The sequence below is a fragment of the Streptomyces sp. NPDC107654 genome, from assembly GCF_055639035.1.
The window spans coordinates 209,427-227,814 of the sequence record NZ_JBVKBI010000013.1 but is presented as its reverse complement, the minus strand read 5'-3'; the positions used below and the strand labels follow the sequence as shown (position 1 = coordinate 227,814).

Below are 18,388 nucleotides of genomic sequence, written 5' to 3'. Positions count from 1 at the left end.
GTTCCCACTCGGCATCCGTCAGATCGCCCCGCCCCATGTCCACATCAACGACACGGGTGCGGAGTAGTCACATGATCGGCCGGACAAGTCCTAGTAAGCGAGTTCGGCCAGGAGGGGGGTGCCCTGGCGTTCACAGATACGGATGATTCGGTGGGTACGGGCGGCGGTCAGGTCATGGGCGCGACCCGGCAGCGCGGGGAAAGCCACAGCAGCCGGCCGCCAGGATCGCTGACTACCTGCACGTTCACGCCGTGGCGGCGGTGTTTGGCCGAGTAGTCCGCCCGCCCGTCACCGACGCGGTCACACTCGGCGAGAGTGCCGTCCAGCAGGACGAAGTCCGGGTCGGCTTCACGCAGTGTCTTGAGCAGACCCGGAGCGCGCTCGGCGAGCAGGTCGGTGACCGCAGTGGTGTAGGCGTGGGCGGTGGACTCGCTGATCCCGAAACCTACGGCGATCTGCGCCAACCTAACGTGCTCACGTGAGTACACGAGCGCCACCATCGCGCGTTGAGAAGGGCGCAGCTTGCAGCGCCGGTCTCCCTCGCGGGTGACGATGACCATGGTGACCCACTCCACGAGTGCATGCGATACGTCGAGTGCGGCAGGGTAGATGACCAACGCGGTCTCCAGGGCTACTTGGTTGAGACGTCAGACATCTCCATCAACAATCCGCGGGCCTGGCCTGTTACGCGCCCTCAGCCGTCACCCGATCGGCGCCCAGACTGAAGAAAGCGCAGTAATGAGGACGAGGAGGGATTGGCGTCATCCATCGGTCAGCTGCTGGATGGCCTTGAGCGCGTGACCCGCTCCGTTCTCGGTCATCAGATGTTGCGCCGCTTTTGCGGCGGCTCGACTGTGTGCCTGCTGCTTCACTACTTGGTGAAGTGAGTCGGCAAGCCGTTCGGCGGTGAGGGACCGGAAGGGGATCGGGTCGGTGGCGGCGCCGATGGCGGCAAGTCGCCCCGCCCAGAACGGCTGGTCCGCAGTCACCGGTACGGTGACCGCGGGCACTCCAGCACGCAACGCGGCGGCCGAGGTGCCGGCCCCGCCATGGTGGACCACCGCAGCCAGCCGTGGAAACAGCAAGGCATGCGGTACGTCCCCGATCGTGAGCACGTCGTTCCCGTCGGCGGCAAGACCGGCACTGCCGGCTTGGAGGATGCCGCGCAGCCCGGCGCGGCGCAGGGCTCGTACAGCGATCTCGCTCAGCCGCTCCCCGTCACCAGCCGCCATGCTTCCGAAGCCGATGAGGACGGGTCGGGGTCCGGCACGCAGGAAGTCCTCCAGATCAGTAGGCAGCCGTTCGGCCGCCTCATAATGGGGCCACCAGTTGCCCACGACCTCCAGGCCGGAGCGCCAGTCGGAGGGACGAGGCACCAGGACCGTGCTGAAGCCATGCAAGATGGGCCAATTCGCCTGTTCCTGTCGTCGACGCATCTCGGAAGGTGAGGCCGGGGGCAGCTGGAGGCGGCGGCGCAGCTTTGCGACAGCCTGTTCGTAGACGCGGTCGGCCATGCGCAGTGCGAAGCGTCCTGTGGCTCGGTTGGCGAGACCGCCCAGTGAGCGGGAGCCTGTGACGATGGGTGGGAAGTCGCCGGTCGGTGCGGTGGGTTGGAGGTACACGCCGAGGCTCAGGAGTGTCCTCCACTTCCGGCTTCGCCGGGGCGCCGGTTCGGCGGGGGAAGGCCGGGTCGCCTCCACGTCGTCACGGTCCTGCCACGCCGAAGCCCGAGCACCAGCAGCGGCGTACGAGGGGTCGAGTGTCTCCACGTACTCCAGCAACTCGTGCTGGAAGGTGATCAGGTATCGCCGCTTGTTCGCGCGCACCGTGCGGGGCTGGACAGGCGGCTTCAGCCAGCTGCCGGCCGTGTACTGGCGGTTCTCCCTGTCTCGCACGGGTGCGCGCATCTCGCTCGGGCGGCACGGTCCCTCACTCGGGCCCTGGGTGACCATTCCCATGAGCGCCCCGACCGCGAGGACGGTCCGGGCGGCGGTGTCGTCGTCCCGTTCACGGCTGGTTTCGTACGTGGTATCGAAAAACCGCAGAAGAAGTCTGCGCAACGCTCGCGCCCGTTCACTCGGCGTGTCCCGCTGAGGCAATAACCCGGTCGGGAGCAGTCCGAGCAGCGTGGGGCATTCCAGTAGTTCCACCACGGCCGCCTGTTTGTCGGCCAGTCTCTCGATCTCGGTGAACAACCGGGTGTCGAAATTCTCCGCCATCACTCCCCCTGGGCACCGCAGGCCCTGCGGGCAACAGAGGCTAGCGCGGATGTGCGTCTTCGCGGGGCGGAACGCGTCCATCGCATTCCATGCCGTTCCCCCTTGCCGTGGCCTTCCCGGCCGATCACCTGCCAGGACGGCTCCAGTCGCCGGTCAGAGGCATGCCGGAGATCGGCCACCACACTGCCGGTCGTCTTCCCGGGGCGACCTCACATTGTGAGCAGGACAGCGCACACGACGCACAAGCGGAGGAAAGGCTTCCCATGGCTCACATCGCCCTGCCGACGGCCGCACTGAGAGGAGCGCAGCGCGTGCTTCTCGTCGCACTTTTGGCACCCACGCTGCTCATTGCGGTGATTGCCACGACTCCGGCCCTGCTCGTCGTTCCGTTCCTGAGGAACGGAACGCGGCGCACCAAAGAGTTGCTGAACGCATTCGCCGCAATGGCTGCCACACTGCTGCGGGACAGCCGGTCATGACGGCGAGGCATTGTCCCGCAAATGATCTGCAGGTCGCTCGGACATGCTCGGCCGTTGTGTGACCCGCGGTCCTACCCGGCGAGACTGAGGTTGTGCATGCGGGCGATGCCGAGCAAGGCATGGTGGACGCCGTCGCCTTTGAGACGGCAGTCGCGGAGGATCATCCAGGTCTTCATGCGGGCGAAGACGTGCTCGACCCGAGCCCGGACCTGCTTGTGGGACTTGTTGTGTTCCTCCTTCCAGTCCGGGAGTTCGGCCTGGCCCCGCTGTCGGCGGTGCGGGATGACGAGTCCGGTGCCCGGGTAGCCGCAGTCGGCGAGCGTGATCGTCTTACCGACTGCGGTCTTGGCGCCGGACTCCTCCCACGCCTTGCAGTCGTTGCGGTTCCCGGCGAGCGGCCGGCCGACCACGACGACCAAGCGGGTGTCGGCGTCGATGACGACCTGGTGGTTGATGGAGTACCGATAGTTCTTCGACCGCTCGGCGATGGTGTGGTCCCGGGTGGAAACCAGGGTGCCGTCCACGATGAGCTCGGTGTCCTTGGCGAACCGCTTGCGGGGCTGGACAGCGAGCATCGGCCCCAGGTGGTCGGTGATGCGGTTCGCCACGGACTTCGAGACCCCGAAGAACGTGATCACTCGTTGAACCGTGCATGACGGATCTGGCGGAGCGGTTGGTACCGGACGAGTTGTGGACGCTGTTTCGGCGAGTGGTCCCGCCGACGGAGGTCATACGCCCGCAGGGCGGCGGCAAGCGGAGGGGTGACCGCGAGTGCCTGGCCACCTCGGGTTGCAGCTGGCGGCAGTTGCCGCCGGCGCTCGGGCCGGCCTGCCCCACGGTCTACCGGCGCTTCGCCCAGTGGAGCCGTGATCGCGTCTGGGCCAGGCGGCACCGGGTCATCCTCGGCGAACTCGGCGCCCGCGGCGAGCTGGACCGGACGCGGTGCGCGGTCGACTCCGCCAGCGTTCGGGCCGCAAAGACGGCCACTGACCGGAGCGAATCCGACCGACCGCGGCAAGCTGGGATCGAAAATCCACCTGATCACCGGTGCTGCGGAGCCGAAGTGGGACGGTTCTCCAGACGCTTCGAATGTGTCTCAGAAAACCTGCGAGGCACGATCGGTGATCTCCTCACTCCGAGCCGTAGTACAGCCGGAGGAACTCCTCCATCGCCGCGTCGACGCCGTCGCGGTCACCGGTGGCGAGCAGGTCCAGCAGCAGGCCGCGGACGGCGGCGAGTCCCAGCCTGGCCCGGTTCCGGGCCACGTCAGGGTCCACCCCCGCCCCGACCTCGGCGGCCACGAGCGGTTCCAGCCAGTCCGTCACCAGCCCTTCGAGGACCGGGGCGGCCTCGGGGCGGCCGCGCAGCGCGTGCCCGCAGATTTCGAAGAAGAGCCGCTCCTGACCGGCCAGCCGAGGGGCCGTGAGCTGCCGCCACAGCAGCCGCGCGACATCGGCGGGCGAGAGACCGGGCTCCAGGCGGAGCCGGGACAGCACGTCGCGCTGGCGTCCCTCCGACGTCCGGACGATCTCAACGAGCAGCTGTTCCTTGGAGCCGAAGTAGTGGATCAGCATGCGGTGACTGACGCCGATCGCGGCGCCCAGCCTGCGCAGGCTCAGGTCCGCGATGCCGTGTGCCGCGACGTGGTCGACAGCCGCGTCCACCAGTTGTGCGCGTCGAGCCCCGTGCGCGCCTTGCTCGGCCTCGCCCTCGGGATGGGAGTCGTCCATGGTCACCACGTCCCGACTGTACCAATCGGTACATGGCGCATGTACCGTGTGGTACATGAAGTCTGTCATCGTGTCGATCGACGTACCTCAGACTCCCGAGCAGGTCTACGGCTTCCTCGACGTCATGGCGAACCACGAGCGGTTCACCGACCACTACCTGACCAACTGGCGCTACACCGGGCCCGCCAGCGGCATCGGATCGTGCGCCACGGTCACCGCCGCGCTGGGCGGCACGAAGACCGACGTCACCATCGATGTCATCGAGGCCGAGGCCCCTCGGCGCATCGTCGAACGCAACGTCAGCGCGGCCGGCCGGCGGCAGGGCCGCGGCACCTACACCATCGAACCGCTGCCCACCGGCGGGGCCCGCGTATCGTTCACGTACACGTGGGTACGCGCCCCGCTCGCCGACCGGCTGCTGGCCCCCGTTGTACGGGCCACGATGCGGCACGCCAACCGCACGGTCATGCGACGCCTGGCCACCGAGTTGGCTTGCCACGTGTCCACCGCCGAATCCTGACGGCGGTAGGTGCCGTCCCTTCTCCCCGGCGCAGTCCCGACACCCCACCGAGGCCCTGTCCTCGGGCACGGGACTCCTCTAGCCGGCGCTGTGTCCCGACCAAGTACACACGCCTGTTCTCGGCGCAGGCCGCGCACATACCGGCCTCCCCGCCCCGCGGAGACACCCCACCAGTACGCCGAAGGCCCGAGACAAGGGCAGAACGAATTCGGCAGAAGCTGCGCGCAGGTGTCTCATGAGACATAGCCCAGTCTGGAGAAGGACGGCTTCCGCGCTCAGCTCGCTGCGCGCGCCGGGGGCGGGTGTCGCTGCGCTCGGGGCAGGGTCCGACATGACCGCCGTTCTTTCTCAACTCTGTTCTGATGCTGCAGCTGTCACCCGCTGTGAAGATGTGCAGGTCACCAGGGAGGTGGACACAGTAGAGGTGGCAACAGGCCAGAGAGATGGCCTGCACTGCTCAGATTGAGTGGGACAGGTGGGGGGCGGCGTCCCGCTCAACCGCAGACAGCGTGATGTTCAGCCGCGGAGCCAAGACAGCAGGCGACGGGGGGCAGGTCGCAATGTTCGGGTTGCCCTGGTCTGGGGAGCCAGCTTGACCCTCCTGGCTTGTCGGGCGAGCCGGTACTCGTCAGCTTCGCCGATGAGTTCCTGAGAGCGGATGCGGTGCAAGTCGAAGTGCATGCCGCTCGCTCCTACTGCTGGAGCTCCATGACGTCGGCGACTACGCAGCTGACGTTGTCGGGGCCGCCGGAGGCGTTGGCGAGGGCGATGAGTTCGCGGACGGCCTGCTCGGGCTCACTGATCTCGGAGAGTACTCGGTGGATCTCTTGGGTCGGCACGACAGTCGACAGGCCGTCGGAGCAGAGCAGATACCGGTCTTCCCCCTGGGCGGCGTGGAGGCGCATGTCGGGGGTGGTGTCGGCTCCTGGGCCCAGTGCCCTCACCAAGAGCGACCGTTGGGGGTGGGAGGCGGCTTCTTCGGGGCTGAGGCGTCCTTGGTCGACCATCGACTGGACCATGGTGTGGTCGTGGGTGATCTGGAACAGCCGTCCGCCGCGCAGGAGGTAGGCGCGGGAGTCGCCGATGTGGACGAGGGCCAGCTGTGATCCGGTCCAGAGCATCGCGGTGAGTGTCGTGCCGGTGTCTTCGGATGCGGAGCCCGTTCCGGCGACGTCGTGCACGGCTTGCTTGGCCTGTTCGATGACGTCTTCGAGGACGTTGAGGAGGTTGCCGGCTGGGATGCTGTCGGTTTCGAGGTGCTTGAGCGCGTCGATGGCGGCTGCGCTGGCAGGGGCTCCTTGGCTTCCACAGCCGTCGGCGACAGCGAGGAGCCGGGATCCCGCGTACGCGGTGTCCTGGTTGCTCTCGCGGACGAGACCCTTGTCGGAAAGAGCGGCGTAACGGATTCCGAGGGACTTGGCGGTCGGGGACATGGCGGGGTTCTTCCGTGACAGGTGGTCGATGAGGAAGGTGGCCAGGTCCCGCCGTGCGGCGGTGTCGGCCTCGACTTGGGCCCAGAACGCGCGGACCTCTTGTCCCGCCGGGCCCGCATCCAGCGCGCAGACGTGCTGAATGCGGGCCAGTGGCATGCCCAAGCGCCGAAGCCAGGCGACCCGGCGGGCTTGGTCCAACTGGTCCGGTGCGTAGAGGCGGTAGCCGGTCACCGGGTCGACGCGTGCAGGGGTCAGCAGGCCGAGCTCGTCGTACAGACGCAGCGCCTTCGGCGACAGGCGGGACGCCTTCGCGAACGCCCCGATGGTCAGCAACCCCATGCTCGCTCCTCCTCATGCCGAGCGCATCACCCGGCCCCACTGATGCTGTGGCCTCCCCCAAGGTGAAGGTCAACCACGGTGCTGGGGCCCGCCCGATCGTCTCTCATGGACTTGGACAACGCGATCGGCCACGAACTGGCCCGATGGGGAGGTTCGGTCTGCTCTGCCGAGCTCCTACGGGGAAGCCTCTGGACTGGCCAGGGGAGCACGGAGGCGCCTGTGCCGGAAGCAGCCAGGGCTGCGTTCTCAAGGGCCGGAAGATTGATGGCCACCGCGTAGCCCTGGAGGCGCTCTTCCAGTTCAGTGCAGCACTCGATCAGCTTCTCGTGCTTGCGCTTGAGCTCATCGTGTTCGCTGACACGCTTCGCGAAAGCCTGCGGAGTGGAACTTTGGGCCGTCACGCGCGCATCGAGCAGTTCCTTTAGGTCCAGGTGCTGGTGGCTTGAGACGCCTCCGCTTGACGCGAGCTTCGATCACCGGCTGGGAGACGCTGAGGCGTCCGCTCGATCGCAGCGGGGTCCCGGCGAGAAGGGCGGTCTATCACGGTGAGGATGGCCTGGCGGACCGGGTCTGCGTCGTTGTTGATGGCTGTCATGGGTCGGCGTGCCGTTCGTGCTGGTTGAGGATGTGGTCCAGGCGCTGTAGTTCGTGCAGTTCGCATGCATGCCGAATGGATGGCGCGAGCGGATCGGCGATGACCTCGAGGAGGTCTTCACGCTGGGCTTGGACGCGCTCGATGTCGCGGTCTGTGCGTGCGATGTTGCGGCACCGAGGGCGGCAGTCGTCCATGACCGGCGTGACCAGCGGGTCGTCCGTGGCTCCATGGAGCTGACATGCCGCCTGAGCAGGGTCGAGGACACATGTCATGCCTTCGCTGTGAAAGACCTGCTGAAGGGGATTACCCAGGAGATCGCGCGCCTGGCGATCGCTGGTCAGGACATTGCCTGCGAACTGGCGGCTGGCCACGGTCACACGCCAGTGCGGTGGTCGTTCCACCGGCCGCCTCGCCCACCCAGGGGAGGCAGATGCGGCTCCAGTAACGACCACTCGCGATTCGCCAGATCCCCCGACCCATGACCGAACCAACGAGCGACTTCGCGCAGAGGTACGGACCTCGCGCTGTCCTTCCCGGAGGTGCGTGCCGACGCCGTCCGGCTGCCGGACGCGACCACGTGGGACGGGGTTGAGCGACCGGCGCGGGTGTCTCAAGCCTAGCTCGGCCGCCGCCGGCCGACTCGGGGCGAAGCTCCCCCGCGCCGCGGCGGCGAGCGTGTTGAGGCGGCTGTTGAGCGGGAGTTCGTCTCACAGTGGTGCTCCGCATCCGCCGCCCTAGCGTGGTATGCGCGCATACTGCGTCCGCTGTCCGGGGCAGGGGGAGGCGACAGGGCTCGGGCCAGCACTCGGAGGCTCCGGTGAGTTCCTGAGGGGCAGGGCTCCAGTATTTCCAGAGCACCGGTGTCGGTGTCATAACTGCGCAGGGTGATGAGCCGGGCCGACAGCGGGGGCGCCGGCAAGGGTCCGGGGAGCCGCCGGTCGGCGAAGGCACCGGCCCGCCGGGTCCGGCCACGGGTGATGTGCGGGCTCCAGCAGCCGGGTTCGTCCGCGATCTCACGCCGGCGGAACGGACGGCGTACCTGCCGGACCGATCAGACGGTTCCGTATGCGCCTGAAGCGCTCCTGGCTCCGCTGTCGCATCCGCCTCGCCGGAGCACGGAACTGGTGTACTGAAGAGACGCGTTCCATGAGACGCGTTCCATGGGTGAAAGCAGCCTCGTCCGGCTCACTGATCATTTTGGGCCGGCGCCCTGCTCTGGCTGTCCCGTTGCGGTGCGTACCAGTAGGCACGCCCAGGCTGGGGCTTGTCGGGGGCGAAGAGCTGCGAGACGGTGACCGGTGTCAGGCCGCGCTTGCGGAGGCCGTCGATGATGCCGGGGACGGCTGGGACAGTGCCCGGGTAGACGTCGTGCAGCAAAATGATCCCGTAGCGTTCAGCGCCCGCCAGTACGCGCTGCGTGATCACGCTCGGGTCGTGCTCGTGGTAGTCGCTGGCGGTGACGCTCCACAGAATCTGGGCGAGTCCGAGGGAGCGACTGACCTCTGCCACCCGCTGATCCGTACGCCCTTGCGGCGGGCGCATCAGGGACGGTGCGCGACCAGTGAGTTGTTCCACCCGTTCCTGGACACGCGTGAGCTGGCGACGGATCTCGGCTTCCGGGACCTCTGTGAGCCGAGGGTGACTCCAGGTGTGGTTGGCCAGCTCATGCCCCTCAGACGCTTCCCGGCGTACGAGCTCGGGATGACGGGCCACGCCAGACTTGCCGAGCAGAAAGAAGGTCACATTGATGCGTTTTGCCTTGAGGATGTCCAGCAAGTGGGCCGTGTAGCGGTCCGGGCCGGCATCGAAGGTCAATGCCACGCACTTGGCCTTGCGGCAGTCCACCGGGTAGGGCTCGGCCCGGGACGGACTCGCGGACGGCTTGGGCTTCGGCTTCGCAGGGAGCGACGCGGCGCCGCAGGCAGCCAGAACGGCAGCTGAGGCAAGAGCGGCGGCCGTGCGCAGAAGGGAGCGATACGAGATCACAGCTGCGATCTGTAGCAGAGCCGAGGTGCGATGCTGCGCTGACACAGCGGCCGGCGCCGGGTTGCAGGCTGACGGAGCAGCAAGGTGCGAGAGCAGGTCGTCTCTCAGACGTCCCCGATCGGCAGAGGCTTGCCACACTCGACGCACTGCTTCCAGTCGAGGACCTCCTGTGGGAGAACCGGGTCGCGGCGGTGACCCGGGCCAGGCGCTCCCAGGTTGGGGCGGCCTCCCTGGAGTGGGGGTCACGTAGGTAAGCACGCAGGTAGCTGGGTCTGAGGAGATTCACCCATGGCCAGGCGCTCGATGAACGCGGTGCGTCCCTCGCCTGCTCGGGGGCGGGGCTGGATGGGGGGCTGTCTGATCGGGGTAGTGCAGAGGTACGTCGCGGTCACCATGTGTGCCTCGCGTCGGTCAGCAGCCGTGGGGACTGGGCAGCGACGTCGAGCGGGAGAGGTTGCAGGCTGTCCTGGGTGATCCGTTCGGTGCCGCTGAAGACCGCGTCGATCGCGGTTCCGCGGATCTGGCGGGAGAGCGCGCCGATCATGCCGCAGGGCGCGATCCAGGTCGTCCGGCCTCGGCCGCCCCTGACTTTTCAGCGGCGCAGCCCAGTCCCACAGAAGCGCGGTGGAGACCGGTTCCCGCCACCGTGCACCGCGCCGGCCAAGCGCCCCCAGGGCGGAGCGGTCCGGGAGTTCTTCATCCACTCTTGCCCAGCCAAGGAGTCGGAAGGGCCGGTCATGGGGCGATGAGATGCCAGAGCCCGCGTCTTGACGCTGGCTGCGACCGCCGCCGGCCTGTCGAGCACCGGCGCCACGTGCAAGAACAGCGGCACGTATCTCAGGCCGAGCAGTGCCTCATCACCAACTCCGCCTGACTGATAGCCCGTCGCTTCGCGCTAGTGGCGGCGCCCGTGACCCGGCAGTCCAGCAGGCATCGCGTACACGCTGGAGCCGCTACCGCCCGTGACCGGCTTCGCCCACCCTCCCTGGGCTCCGGCGGCACGAGCCGCACGGGGCCATCGGCACCACGACGGGGACGGGGACGCTTCCGCGCAGCGGGCGTCTTGATCGGTTCTCTGGACAGCGGGCAGCGCTGGTCCTCCGGCATGGAGTGACCGGCAAGCGTGCTTTGCTCGTGATACGAGCACAGGTGCCGCAGGCGCACTCGTAGCTGCTTATCAGTGTCGGACCGGCCACGATCACGGCCCCGGATTTCGGACAATCCCAGCGCCCTTCGGAAGCGTCGTGGTCGTAGATGCGGCGCTCCGCAGGCTCGCCTTCGTCGGGCTGCCGAACTCGGGACGTACGTATGCTTTCGTCGGTGCGAAAACGCGCTTCGGCATGTCACCCTCCACTCGCCCTGTCCTTGCCCCGACCCGCCAACTCGTCACCTTCGAGCGTTGTCGCGTTCTGCCCTGCACTGGCGCAGCCCACACCTGGGGAGGCCGGGTCGCACCGCAGGCAGCCAGCCGGTCGTGCAGGCGGGCGCCGCTTGGTGCCGCCGCCGCTGCCGTTCAGCGGAATCAGGGTCTCCAGGTGAGCGCCTTTGACCCAGGCGCCCAACAGGTCGCGATGCAGGGCCACGATGTCCTGGCGCAGTGCGAGGCCCAGGGCGGCCTTGGTGAACGAGCGACAGGTCGTGACGAACAGAGCAACGTCCGCACCGTGCTCAAGGCGGGCGGTGCCGACGAACTTCTGCATGTCCTGCGAAGACACGCTTCGGTGCGGCGCGTACTTCTTGCACTGGATCACCAGCTTGCGACCGTCGGCCATATAACCGACGACGTCCGCTCCCAGGTCACCGCTCCTGCCACTGACGACGACCTTCGTGCAGCCGTCCCGTCGGCACAGATCAGCGACGTACGACTCGAACTCCTGCCACGACAACGCATCGACCTCGGCCATCGACAACTCCCGCACCCGGGCTTCCGCCTGCGCCCGCCACGCACGGTCCTCGCCGACTGCCTGGCGGTGCGCCCTCAGCAGCCGCCAGCCTGTCCCGCTCACCACGGCCGTGGCGAGCACGGCCACGAGGACGGGCCACACCACCGACCAGTGCCCGGCCACCCACACCACGGCGATCCCCACCGCGAGCCCGCCCCAGAGCTGCAGCTGCCTGCGCGTCCGCTTCTTCAAGCGCCGCCGTCGTCGGCCTGCCGCCATCACTCCCCCACTCCCCCGGCCCGTGATCCGCGGTGCGCACCGGCGGGCGCCGTCCGGCCCGCGCGGGGGTTCATCGGCTGGCCTGGGTGACGCCGCTGGCGAGCTGCCCCAGGATGTTCACGATTCCCTGGCCTGCCGGGGTGGGTGCGATCAAGACGCCCAGCGCCAGGACGATGACGACGGTGAGCTTCTCGTCGAAGCGGCTTCGGGCCTCGGTACGACGCCGCAGTCGCCAGACGACGATGACCGCGAGCAGAACCGCCAGATTGATGGTCAGCAACCGCCCCAACCTCCCCCACCGACCGGCCACCAGTACACCGTGACGGCAGAACGCCGTCCCGGCCTTCCTGTGTAGCGGCGCCGCAGCGATGTTGGAGACGTGTTGCCCACGAATGGCACAAAGCCATCGGATCTGGCCGAATACCGCGCGGTGGATCAACCAGCGACTCGGGTTCACCCGTCACGAGCGCCGCAACTTCAGCCGGGCGCCGAGTCGTTGACTTGCGTCGGAAGCCGAGCCCGACGACCAGGCCGCTGGCACCCGCGGCGAAGACCATAGTCACGTCGACGCCGCTCAGGTACCGAAGCTTGTACTCGGCATCGGTCATCGGCCGCGCCCAGTCCCCGTCTCCTCGAACAGCTTCTCCTCCGGCCCGCGGAAGCGGAGCAAACCCTTGCGGAGCGGGTGCCCGTCGGGCGCCTCGAACGGGGTGCAGTCCACCGGTTCCTTGTCCAGGGCCAACCAGCAACGTCTGCCCGTGCTCCGAGCCTTGTCCCGTACGTCAGTGGTTCGCGTCAGCGGCCGCGACGTCGCGTCAGTTGCACACCAACGAAGATCGCAGCCGCGAGGATTACGGCGGCGAACAGTATTACGCCTCCACCGGGAAGCTTCGTCGGATGCGAATTGACTGCGTCCGGCGCGATTCCGTTCAACATCTGATTCCCCCTTCCCCTGCATGCGAGATGCATCGATCCGCCGCGTGCCGCGTCTCAACTGCGGCTCTGCAAGCCGCCGCTCACCTTCGGGGAGCCGATGCCCGCGCCAAGCGATGGGTGGTGGCTGCCATCCGAGACCAGCCCGATCACCGAGCCGATCGCATCGGTGAGGTAGCAGTAGCTTTTGCCCCCGGTCGTCAAGGAGTTGCCTCTCCGGGAGAGCAAAGCTGCGCGAGGGTCGCGGTGCCGGTCGGGCATCGCCGCGCTCGCCGCCTCGGCGTCACCGGTCGACCCGTGGCGGAGAAGCAGCCGGACGAGCGCCGTGTCATCGGGGATCAGATCGCCGCTCCGCAGTGCGGTGAGCACCGTGTCGTAACCCTGGTACGACTGCTGTAGGGCGGCCCGGCGGCGCGACTCGGGCTCGAGCCTGCGTGCACCAGCGTCGACCGGTGCAGAACGCCTGGCCAGCCTCGCCGTCGTCGCCCTGGACCGGCTCGCAGCCCTCGGCCGCAGCCGACTCGAGCGCCTTGAGTACCGGCCCGGGCACCCTCGGCGGCTTCATGGCCGGCGTCGGCCTGAGCCTCGACGGTCCCACCTCCCCCTGACAAGCCGAAGTCAGTGAACGAGGGAGGCCAGAAGCGCGCGCTCTCTGTCCGGGGCGAGGCCTGCGCGGCGTGGCCGGTGCAAGCCCTGCTCGCGTTCCCAGTGCAGTGTGTCGGCAAGGAGGTCGGTACGGGAACGGTGGCGCAGGCCGGCGGTAGCGGCGGCGGATCCGTCGCGCGCTGACCAGCCTTCCCACCCCGGTTCCACCACCCACATCGGCAATGAGTCCGGGCCCATGAACTGCGCCACTCCCTGTGCGAGGAGGTCGTGGGACGCCACCTCGATGACCGGTCCGGTGTGCCCGCCCACGCTGCGGGACAGGTCGATCCATTCGGCGAAGGGCACCACCGGGCCGACCGCGTTGTAGGTGCCTGTGGTTCGCAGTTCCGCGGCGTCGAGAAGCCAGCTCGACAAGTCGCGTGCATCGATGGTCTGTGTCGGGATGCGAGGGGTGTCGGGGACGAGCAGCGGCGCCCGGGGGGCACGGGCGGCGCGGGCAACCCAGTAGCCGGAACGATCGCTGTGATCGCCGGGCCCGCCGATGAGCCCGGGGCGTGCGATGAGAAGGCGGTCGGCCAGGGCTGCCCGGGTCAGGGTCTCACAGGCGGACTTGGCCTCGCCGTACTGTCCACGGTCCACCTCGTCGTGGTCTGCGCCGGGCAGCAGGGCGGCGGACTCGTCCGCGCCGGGCTCACCGTGAGTGGCATAGGCGCTGACCGAGGACACGTAGGTCCAGTGACGTGCCCGCGTGCTCAGGACCGCAACTGCGTCCCGTACGAAGCCTGGTTGCCAGGACAGTTCGAGCACAGCGTCCCATTCCCTGGTGGGCAGGGACGCGTACGCGGTGGGGTCGCGTCGATCCGCGGCCACCAGGCGCGCGCCTTCTGCCACGGGTCCGCTGTCGCCACGGGCCAGGCACGTCACGCGGTGGCCACGGTCGAGGGCTTGCCGGGACACTTCACGCCCCAGCCACGCCGTACCGCCGAGGACCAGAATCTCCAGGAGCTCCATGACGGAACTCAATCAGCGCAGCCGGAGCACGCCAAGGGTCTTCTGCGGTGGGCAGAGCCCGCACCTGTTCCAACGCGGAGCCGCCGCGCTTCGCGCACGGACGCGAGAGCTGACGGTATCGGGCCAGGACGAGAGCACGGCATCGGCCGAAGGGCCAGGATTCGGCGGCGGATTGGCCGTCGGTATCGTGTCGGGCGCTGGGGCGACACTGATGGTGGGCTTGGTACTGCTACGCCAGCGCCACCGCAAGGCCGCCTCCTGGACTTGCTGCACGCCGACCTTCGGGGGGGGATCCGCAGCGAAGAACCTCGGCATGGTGGCGCAGCAGCAGGGCGACCGAACCATGGACGCCTCGGGACCAGCGGGACGGTCTGATTCCTCTCGCCACAAGGTTCGTCCGGGCCGAGACCGGGGCGGTGCATCACCAGGCGGAAGGCGCTGCCGACGTGGTCGATCCGTCTCGGCGGCTCGCAACAGGACTACCACTGACAGGCGTTGCAGACGTCGTGGTGGCGGCATGACGGGGTGATGACTGACCCGCTGTTCCATCCCGCCGCGGCGAGGTTGTGCAGGGGGCGACGGCCTGGACGGCGCGGTGGAGGCCGTCGCCCCACTGGCGGAGTCGCGGAGGATTCTCCGCTAAACCCCGCCGCTCGGTGCGGGGACCTGTATCCCGCGACACCGGTCCCCGTTCGCGTCAGGAGCCGTCACCGAAAGCGTCGGCACCGATCCTTACCCTCACTGCCTCGCAGGCTAGGGCGGAATGGACGTGGCGGCGCAGCCGTACCGCGACATCAGTTCGCCGGCGGTTTCGAGCATCGCGCCACGGGACCGTGCGGCCGCGGTCCTGAACCGGTGTCTCCGTCATACAGCCGACTCTGGGCGAGAAGCCGGTGTCCCCTCGGCCTCACGCCTCTTCCTGACATCGCATCCGGCCGCATCCGGTGGTGAGTTTCGTAACGCGCACGATCCACCGGTCATCCGATCGATCCCAGCGAGCGGCCGCACGCGCCATTCTCGCAGCATGACTGACACCCCCCGCCCCCGTTCAACCCGCAGAAGCGTCATAGCCGCCCTGGGCGGTGCGACCCTCGGAGCGGCCGCCCTGGGGCTGACGACCGGACAGGCGACCGCGGCCGCGGACCGGAGCCGCGCTGACCAGACCCCGGCCCGGCCGGTCGCCGACTGCGTCCTCACGCCCGAGCAGACCGAGGGGCCCTACTACCTGGACCTGGAGACGGTCCGCAAGGACATCACCGAGGGCAAGCCCGGCGTGCCTCTCACCCTCCGCGTCAAGGTGATCGACACCGCGACCTGCGCCGCACTACCCGGCACGGCGGTCGACATCTGGCACTGCGACGCTCTCGGCGTCTACTCCGGATACGTCGCAGGCGGCTCGACCCCGGACACGACGTTCCTGCGCGGCGTCCAGCTGACCGACTCCACCGGCGTCGCGGAGTTCACCACCGTCTACCCCGGCTGGTACGTCGGCCGTGCCCTCCACATCCACGTCAAGACACATGTCGGCGGCACCGTCACCGACGGCAAGTACCGCGGAGGCCACGTCTCCCACACCGGTCAGCTGTACTTCCCGGAGACGTACAACAGCAGGGTCGCCACTCTGGCCCCTTACCGGAACAACACCGCCACGCGCACGCTCAACGCCAGGGACGGCATCTACCGCAACGGCGGGTCCTCCACCTTGCTGACGCTCACGCAGATCGGCAGCGACCTCGGCAAGGGTGTGACCGGCACCGTCGTGCTCGGCATCGACCCCGACGGCACGGCGAACTCCAGGTCCTCCGCCCGGGAGTGAGCGACTCGGCATTGGGAATGACAGGCGCATGACATGCGAGACGTGCGGTGCACCGCTGACCGGTCGACCGCGTCGCGGTCGACCGGCGCTACTGCTCCGACGCATGCAGACAGCGGGCGTTCCGGCAACGCTCGGCTCGCCGGAACTCCGGCCTGACGCAGACGGCCGTATCACCGCCCCCGCAGAGCGATGCCCCGGTGACCACCCAGGCCCGAGGCCTACCACGGGCACTCGACTCCTTCGTGGGCCGACGGGCCGAGCTGTCACGACTGCACACCCTGCTGAGGACGTCGCGACTGCTGACCGTGACCGGTGCCGGCGGCGTCGGCAAGACGCGATTGGCACTGGAGTTCGCCAAGGGGCTGACCGCCCGCCACGGGCGGGTCGACCTGGTCGAACTCGACGCGTTGCATGACGGCGCCGCGCTCGCACAGTCCGTCGCCGCCGCGCTGGCCGTGGGTGAACGGGCAGGACGATCCGGTGTCGACGTCCTGGTCCACGCGATCGGTGACACCCGTCGGCTGCTGATCCTCGACAACTGCGAGCATCTGGCGGAGCCCTGCGCCCGACTGATCGCGACGTTGCTGAGTCACTGCCCTCGGCTGCGCATCCTGGCCACCAGTCGGGAGGCCCTGCGGGTGCCCGGCGAGACCGTGCTCCGAGTCGGTGAGCTCTCGCTGCCGCCGGCCGACGCCGGAGACGACCCGGTCGTCCTCCTGCGGGCGGACGCCGTCCGGCTGTTCGTCGATCGTGCCGCAAGTCGCTCACCAGGATTCCGGCTCCACCGCGGAAACGGCCGGACGATTGCCGAGATCTGCCGCAGACTGGACGGTCTCACGCTCGCCGTCGAGCTGGCGGCCCGCCGGGCCGGGACCCTTCCGCTGAGTGACATCTTGGCGGGGCTGGGCGACCAGATGTCGTCGCTGTCCCTCTTGGCAGGCGGACACAGGACCGGACCCGGGCGCCACGGCGAGCTCGCCTCCGCGATCGACTGGAGCCACCGCCTGCTCGATCCGGCCGAGCAGGCGGTCTTCCGGCGTCTTGCGGTGCTCGTCGGCGGGTTCGACGTGGCCGTGGCGCGGGAGGTCTGCGCCGGTGACGGTATCGCACCCGCGCAGGTCCTCGGCATCCTGTTTGCCCTGGAGGCCAAGTCCCTGATCACACGTGTCCCACAGGCGGGGACCGCGCGGTTCAGACAGCTGAGCCCCATCCGCGCCTACGCCCTGGAGTGTCTGCTCGCATCGGGTGAACTGCAGACCACCAGGCGCCGGGTCCTCGAGTGGCTGAACGGGCTGGCCGACCGGGCCGGCGACGAGGTCTTCCCCGACCAGGCAGGCAGCCCACTGACCGTGGAGCGGGACAACCTCGTGGCGGCTTTGGCCGGCACCACCGTCCGCGACGGCGCCTCGCTTCCACGGCTGGTACTGGAACTGGCGCGCGTGCACTACGAGCAGGAACAGCCGTCAGCCGCCCGCGCGCTGCTGGCGAGACTGCTGCCGGAAGCCGGCGGGCGGATGCTCGGCGGGGAGGCGCCGGCGCTCGCCGCGCGCGTGGCCTGCCAGCGGGCCGACCCGGCACAGGCGCTGTGCCTCGGCGAGCGGGCGGTGGCCATGGAGCGCACGCGCGGTCACCCCGCCGGACTTGCCAACGCCTTGGACGCGCGGGCCGCGGCCCGGCTGTACCGCGGGGAGTTCGGCGCGGCCGTCGCGGATCTGCGCGAGTGCGTGGACGTCGTCGCCGCGCTGGGCAAACCGGAGGACACCGCGTGGTGCACCCATCACCTGGCCTGGGCGCTGCTGCAAGGGGGCGAGGAACAGGAGGCCGACGCGCTCATGTCCCGCTGCCTACCGGTGCTCAGGGCTCACGCCCCGTGGAGCCGGGTCGCGGCCGCTCTGCACACCGCGGGCGCCGTCCGGCTGGCTCTGGGGTACCTGGAAAGTGCCGAGGCCCTGTTCACCGAGGTACTGCGGATCGTCCCCGAAACAAGTCTTCACGCGCTCTACCCGGTGGAGGGCCTGGCCCTCGTGGCCGCCGAGAGCGGCGACATGCGGCGAGCCCTTCGACTGTACGAGGCGAGCGCGCAGGCACGCCGGCGACTCGACGCCGTGTCCGAAGCTCCGTGGCGACGCCAGGTGGAGCGAGCGGTGGCTCGTGCCAGGACAGAGCTCCCGGCAGCCGCTCGGGACGCGGCTGTCAGCGATGGCCGTCGGCTGTGCGGGAACCGGCTTGTCGCGTACGCGCTGCGGACAAGGAGCGGCGACCACCGAACGACGAGGGACGCCGTGGAGGTCGTCGGCGACCGGTCCACGCTCACCGGGAGGGAGTTCATGGTGGCCCGGCTCGTCGCCGACGGACTGACCAACCGGCAGATCGCGGAGCGGCTCGGTCTTTCGGCACGTACGGTCGCCACGCACCTGGACAAGGTCCGCGACAAACTCGGCATGCGGTCGCGCACGCAGATCGCCCTGTGGGTGGCCGCACGGACCAATGCCGAGGACAGGTACGGGTGACCTCACCGGCAACTGTCGTGGGCCGGTGGGCGTGCTCGGGCGGAGCCAC

Annotated in this window: 14 protein-coding genes and 5 pseudogenes; 6 read left to right on the top strand and 13 right to left on the bottom strand. The window is 68.9% G+C overall.

The annotated features are described in order from the left end of the window. Positions 1-93: 93 nt before the first annotated feature. Positions 94-617, bottom strand: a pseudogene (locus ACZ7N4_RS23835) (transposase); the annotation flags it as partial. A 144-nt stretch (positions 618-761) separates the two neighbouring features. Then, positions 762-2,219, bottom strand: a complete 1,458-nt coding sequence (locus tag ACZ7N4_RS23830) for a glycosyltransferase (protein ID WP_471360981.1) — start codon at positions 2,217-2,219, stop codon at positions 762-764. A gap of 263 nt (positions 2,220-2,482) precedes the next feature. On the opposite strand from ACZ7N4_RS23830, the gene ACZ7N4_RS23825 reads away from it, so the two are divergent. Then, complete coding sequence (locus ACZ7N4_RS23825) at positions 2,483-2,698, top strand: dTMP kinase (RefSeq protein ID WP_471360978.1); 216 nt, start codon at positions 2,483-2,485, stop codon at positions 2,696-2,698. A gap of 71 nt (positions 2,699-2,769) precedes the next feature. Here the strand turns inward: ACZ7N4_RS23825 and ACZ7N4_RS23820 are convergent. Next, a pseudogene (locus ACZ7N4_RS23820) lies at positions 2,770-3,327 on the bottom strand (transposase); the annotation flags it as partial. Between the two features lie 23 nt (positions 3,328-3,350). Between ACZ7N4_RS23820 and ACZ7N4_RS23815 the strand changes: the two are divergent. After that, positions 3,351-3,741, top strand: a pseudogene (locus tag ACZ7N4_RS23815) (transposase); the annotation flags it as partial. 87 nt (positions 3,742-3,828) lie between these two features. Here ACZ7N4_RS23815 and ACZ7N4_RS23810 read toward each other — a convergent pair. After that, positions 3,829-4,428, bottom strand: a complete 600-nt coding sequence (locus ACZ7N4_RS23810; RefSeq protein WP_471361005.1) for a TetR/AcrR family transcriptional regulator — start codon at positions 4,426-4,428, stop codon at positions 3,829-3,831. A 55-nt stretch (positions 4,429-4,483) separates the two neighbouring features. Here ACZ7N4_RS23810 and ACZ7N4_RS23805 point away from each other — a divergent pair, with 55 nt between their 5' ends. Continuing rightward, positions 4,484-4,948, top strand: coding sequence for an SRPBCC family protein (locus tag ACZ7N4_RS23805; RefSeq protein ID WP_471360975.1), 465 nt, complete (start codon positions 4,484-4,486; stop codon positions 4,946-4,948). A gap of 692 nt (positions 4,949-5,640) precedes the next feature. On the opposite strand, the gene ACZ7N4_RS23800 is transcribed toward ACZ7N4_RS23805, so the two are convergent. The 8 genes and pseudogenes from ACZ7N4_RS23800 to ACZ7N4_RS23765 all read right to left on the bottom strand — a co-directional run bounded on the left by ACZ7N4_RS23800 (position 5,641) and on the right by ACZ7N4_RS23765 (position 12,765). Continuing rightward, positions 5,641-6,720, bottom strand: coding sequence for a MerR family transcriptional regulator (locus ACZ7N4_RS23800; protein WP_471360972.1), 1,080 nt, complete (start codon positions 6,718-6,720; stop codon positions 5,641-5,643). 591 nt (positions 6,721-7,311) lie between these two features. Further along, positions 7,312-7,686 (bottom strand): hypothetical protein, encoded by a 375-nt coding sequence (locus ACZ7N4_RS23795; protein ID WP_471360970.1) that lies wholly within the window; start codon positions 7,684-7,686, stop codon positions 7,312-7,314. 814 nt (positions 7,687-8,500) lie between these two features. Continuing rightward, positions 8,501-9,301 (bottom strand): polysaccharide deacetylase family protein, encoded by an 801-nt coding sequence (locus ACZ7N4_RS23790; RefSeq protein ID WP_471360968.1) that lies wholly within the window; start codon positions 9,299-9,301, stop codon positions 8,501-8,503. 388 nt (positions 9,302-9,689) lie between these two features. Further along, positions 9,690-9,845 carry a hypothetical protein gene (locus tag ACZ7N4_RS23785; protein ID WP_471360965.1) on the bottom strand — a complete coding sequence of 52 codons (156 nt, stop codon included), beginning with the start codon at positions 9,843-9,845 and terminating at the stop codon, positions 9,690-9,692. Positions 9,846-10,644: 799 nt separating this feature from the next. Then, positions 10,645-11,463 carry a restriction endonuclease gene (locus tag ACZ7N4_RS23780; RefSeq protein WP_471360963.1) on the bottom strand — a complete coding sequence of 273 codons (819 nt, stop codon included), beginning with the start codon at positions 11,461-11,463 and terminating at the stop codon, positions 10,645-10,647. Positions 11,464-11,533: 70 nt separating this feature from the next. Next, the gene (locus tag ACZ7N4_RS23775; RefSeq protein WP_471360960.1) at positions 11,534-11,743 is read right to left on the bottom strand and encodes a hypothetical protein; all 210 of its coding nucleotides are present in this window, start codon (positions 11,741-11,743) and stop codon (positions 11,534-11,536) included. 232 nt (positions 11,744-11,975) lie between these two features. Then, positions 11,976-12,202 (bottom strand): annotated as a pseudogene (locus ACZ7N4_RS23770) (telomere-associated protein Tap); the annotation flags it as partial. 251 nt (positions 12,203-12,453) lie between these two features. Beyond that, complete coding sequence (locus ACZ7N4_RS23765) at positions 12,454-12,765, bottom strand: hypothetical protein (RefSeq protein ID WP_471360957.1); 312 nt, start codon at positions 12,763-12,765, stop codon at positions 12,454-12,456. Positions 12,766-12,859: 94 nt separating this feature from the next. Here ACZ7N4_RS23765 and ACZ7N4_RS23760 point away from each other — a divergent pair. Continuing rightward, a pseudogene (locus tag ACZ7N4_RS23760) lies at positions 12,860-13,004 on the top strand (IS630 family transposase); the annotation flags it as partial. Between the two features lie 10 nt (positions 13,005-13,014). Here ACZ7N4_RS23760 and ACZ7N4_RS23755 read toward each other — a convergent pair. Next, positions 13,015-14,004, bottom strand: a complete 990-nt coding sequence (locus ACZ7N4_RS23755; RefSeq protein ID WP_471361002.1) for an NAD-dependent epimerase/dehydratase family protein — start codon at positions 14,002-14,004, stop codon at positions 13,015-13,017. Between the two features lie 1,033 nt (positions 14,005-15,037). Between ACZ7N4_RS23755 and ACZ7N4_RS23750 the strand changes: the two genes are divergently transcribed. Beyond that, on the top strand, positions 15,038-15,829 hold the full coding sequence (locus ACZ7N4_RS23750) for an intradiol ring-cleavage dioxygenase (protein ID WP_471360954.1): 792 nt from the start codon (positions 15,038-15,040) through the stop codon (positions 15,827-15,829). Between the two features lie 197 nt (positions 15,830-16,026). Further along, positions 16,027-18,339: an ATP-binding protein gene (locus ACZ7N4_RS23745; RefSeq protein WP_471360951.1), complete on the top strand. Its 2,313-nt coding sequence runs from the start codon at positions 16,027-16,029 to the stop codon at positions 18,337-18,339. Positions 18,340-18,388: the final 49 nt, after the last annotated feature.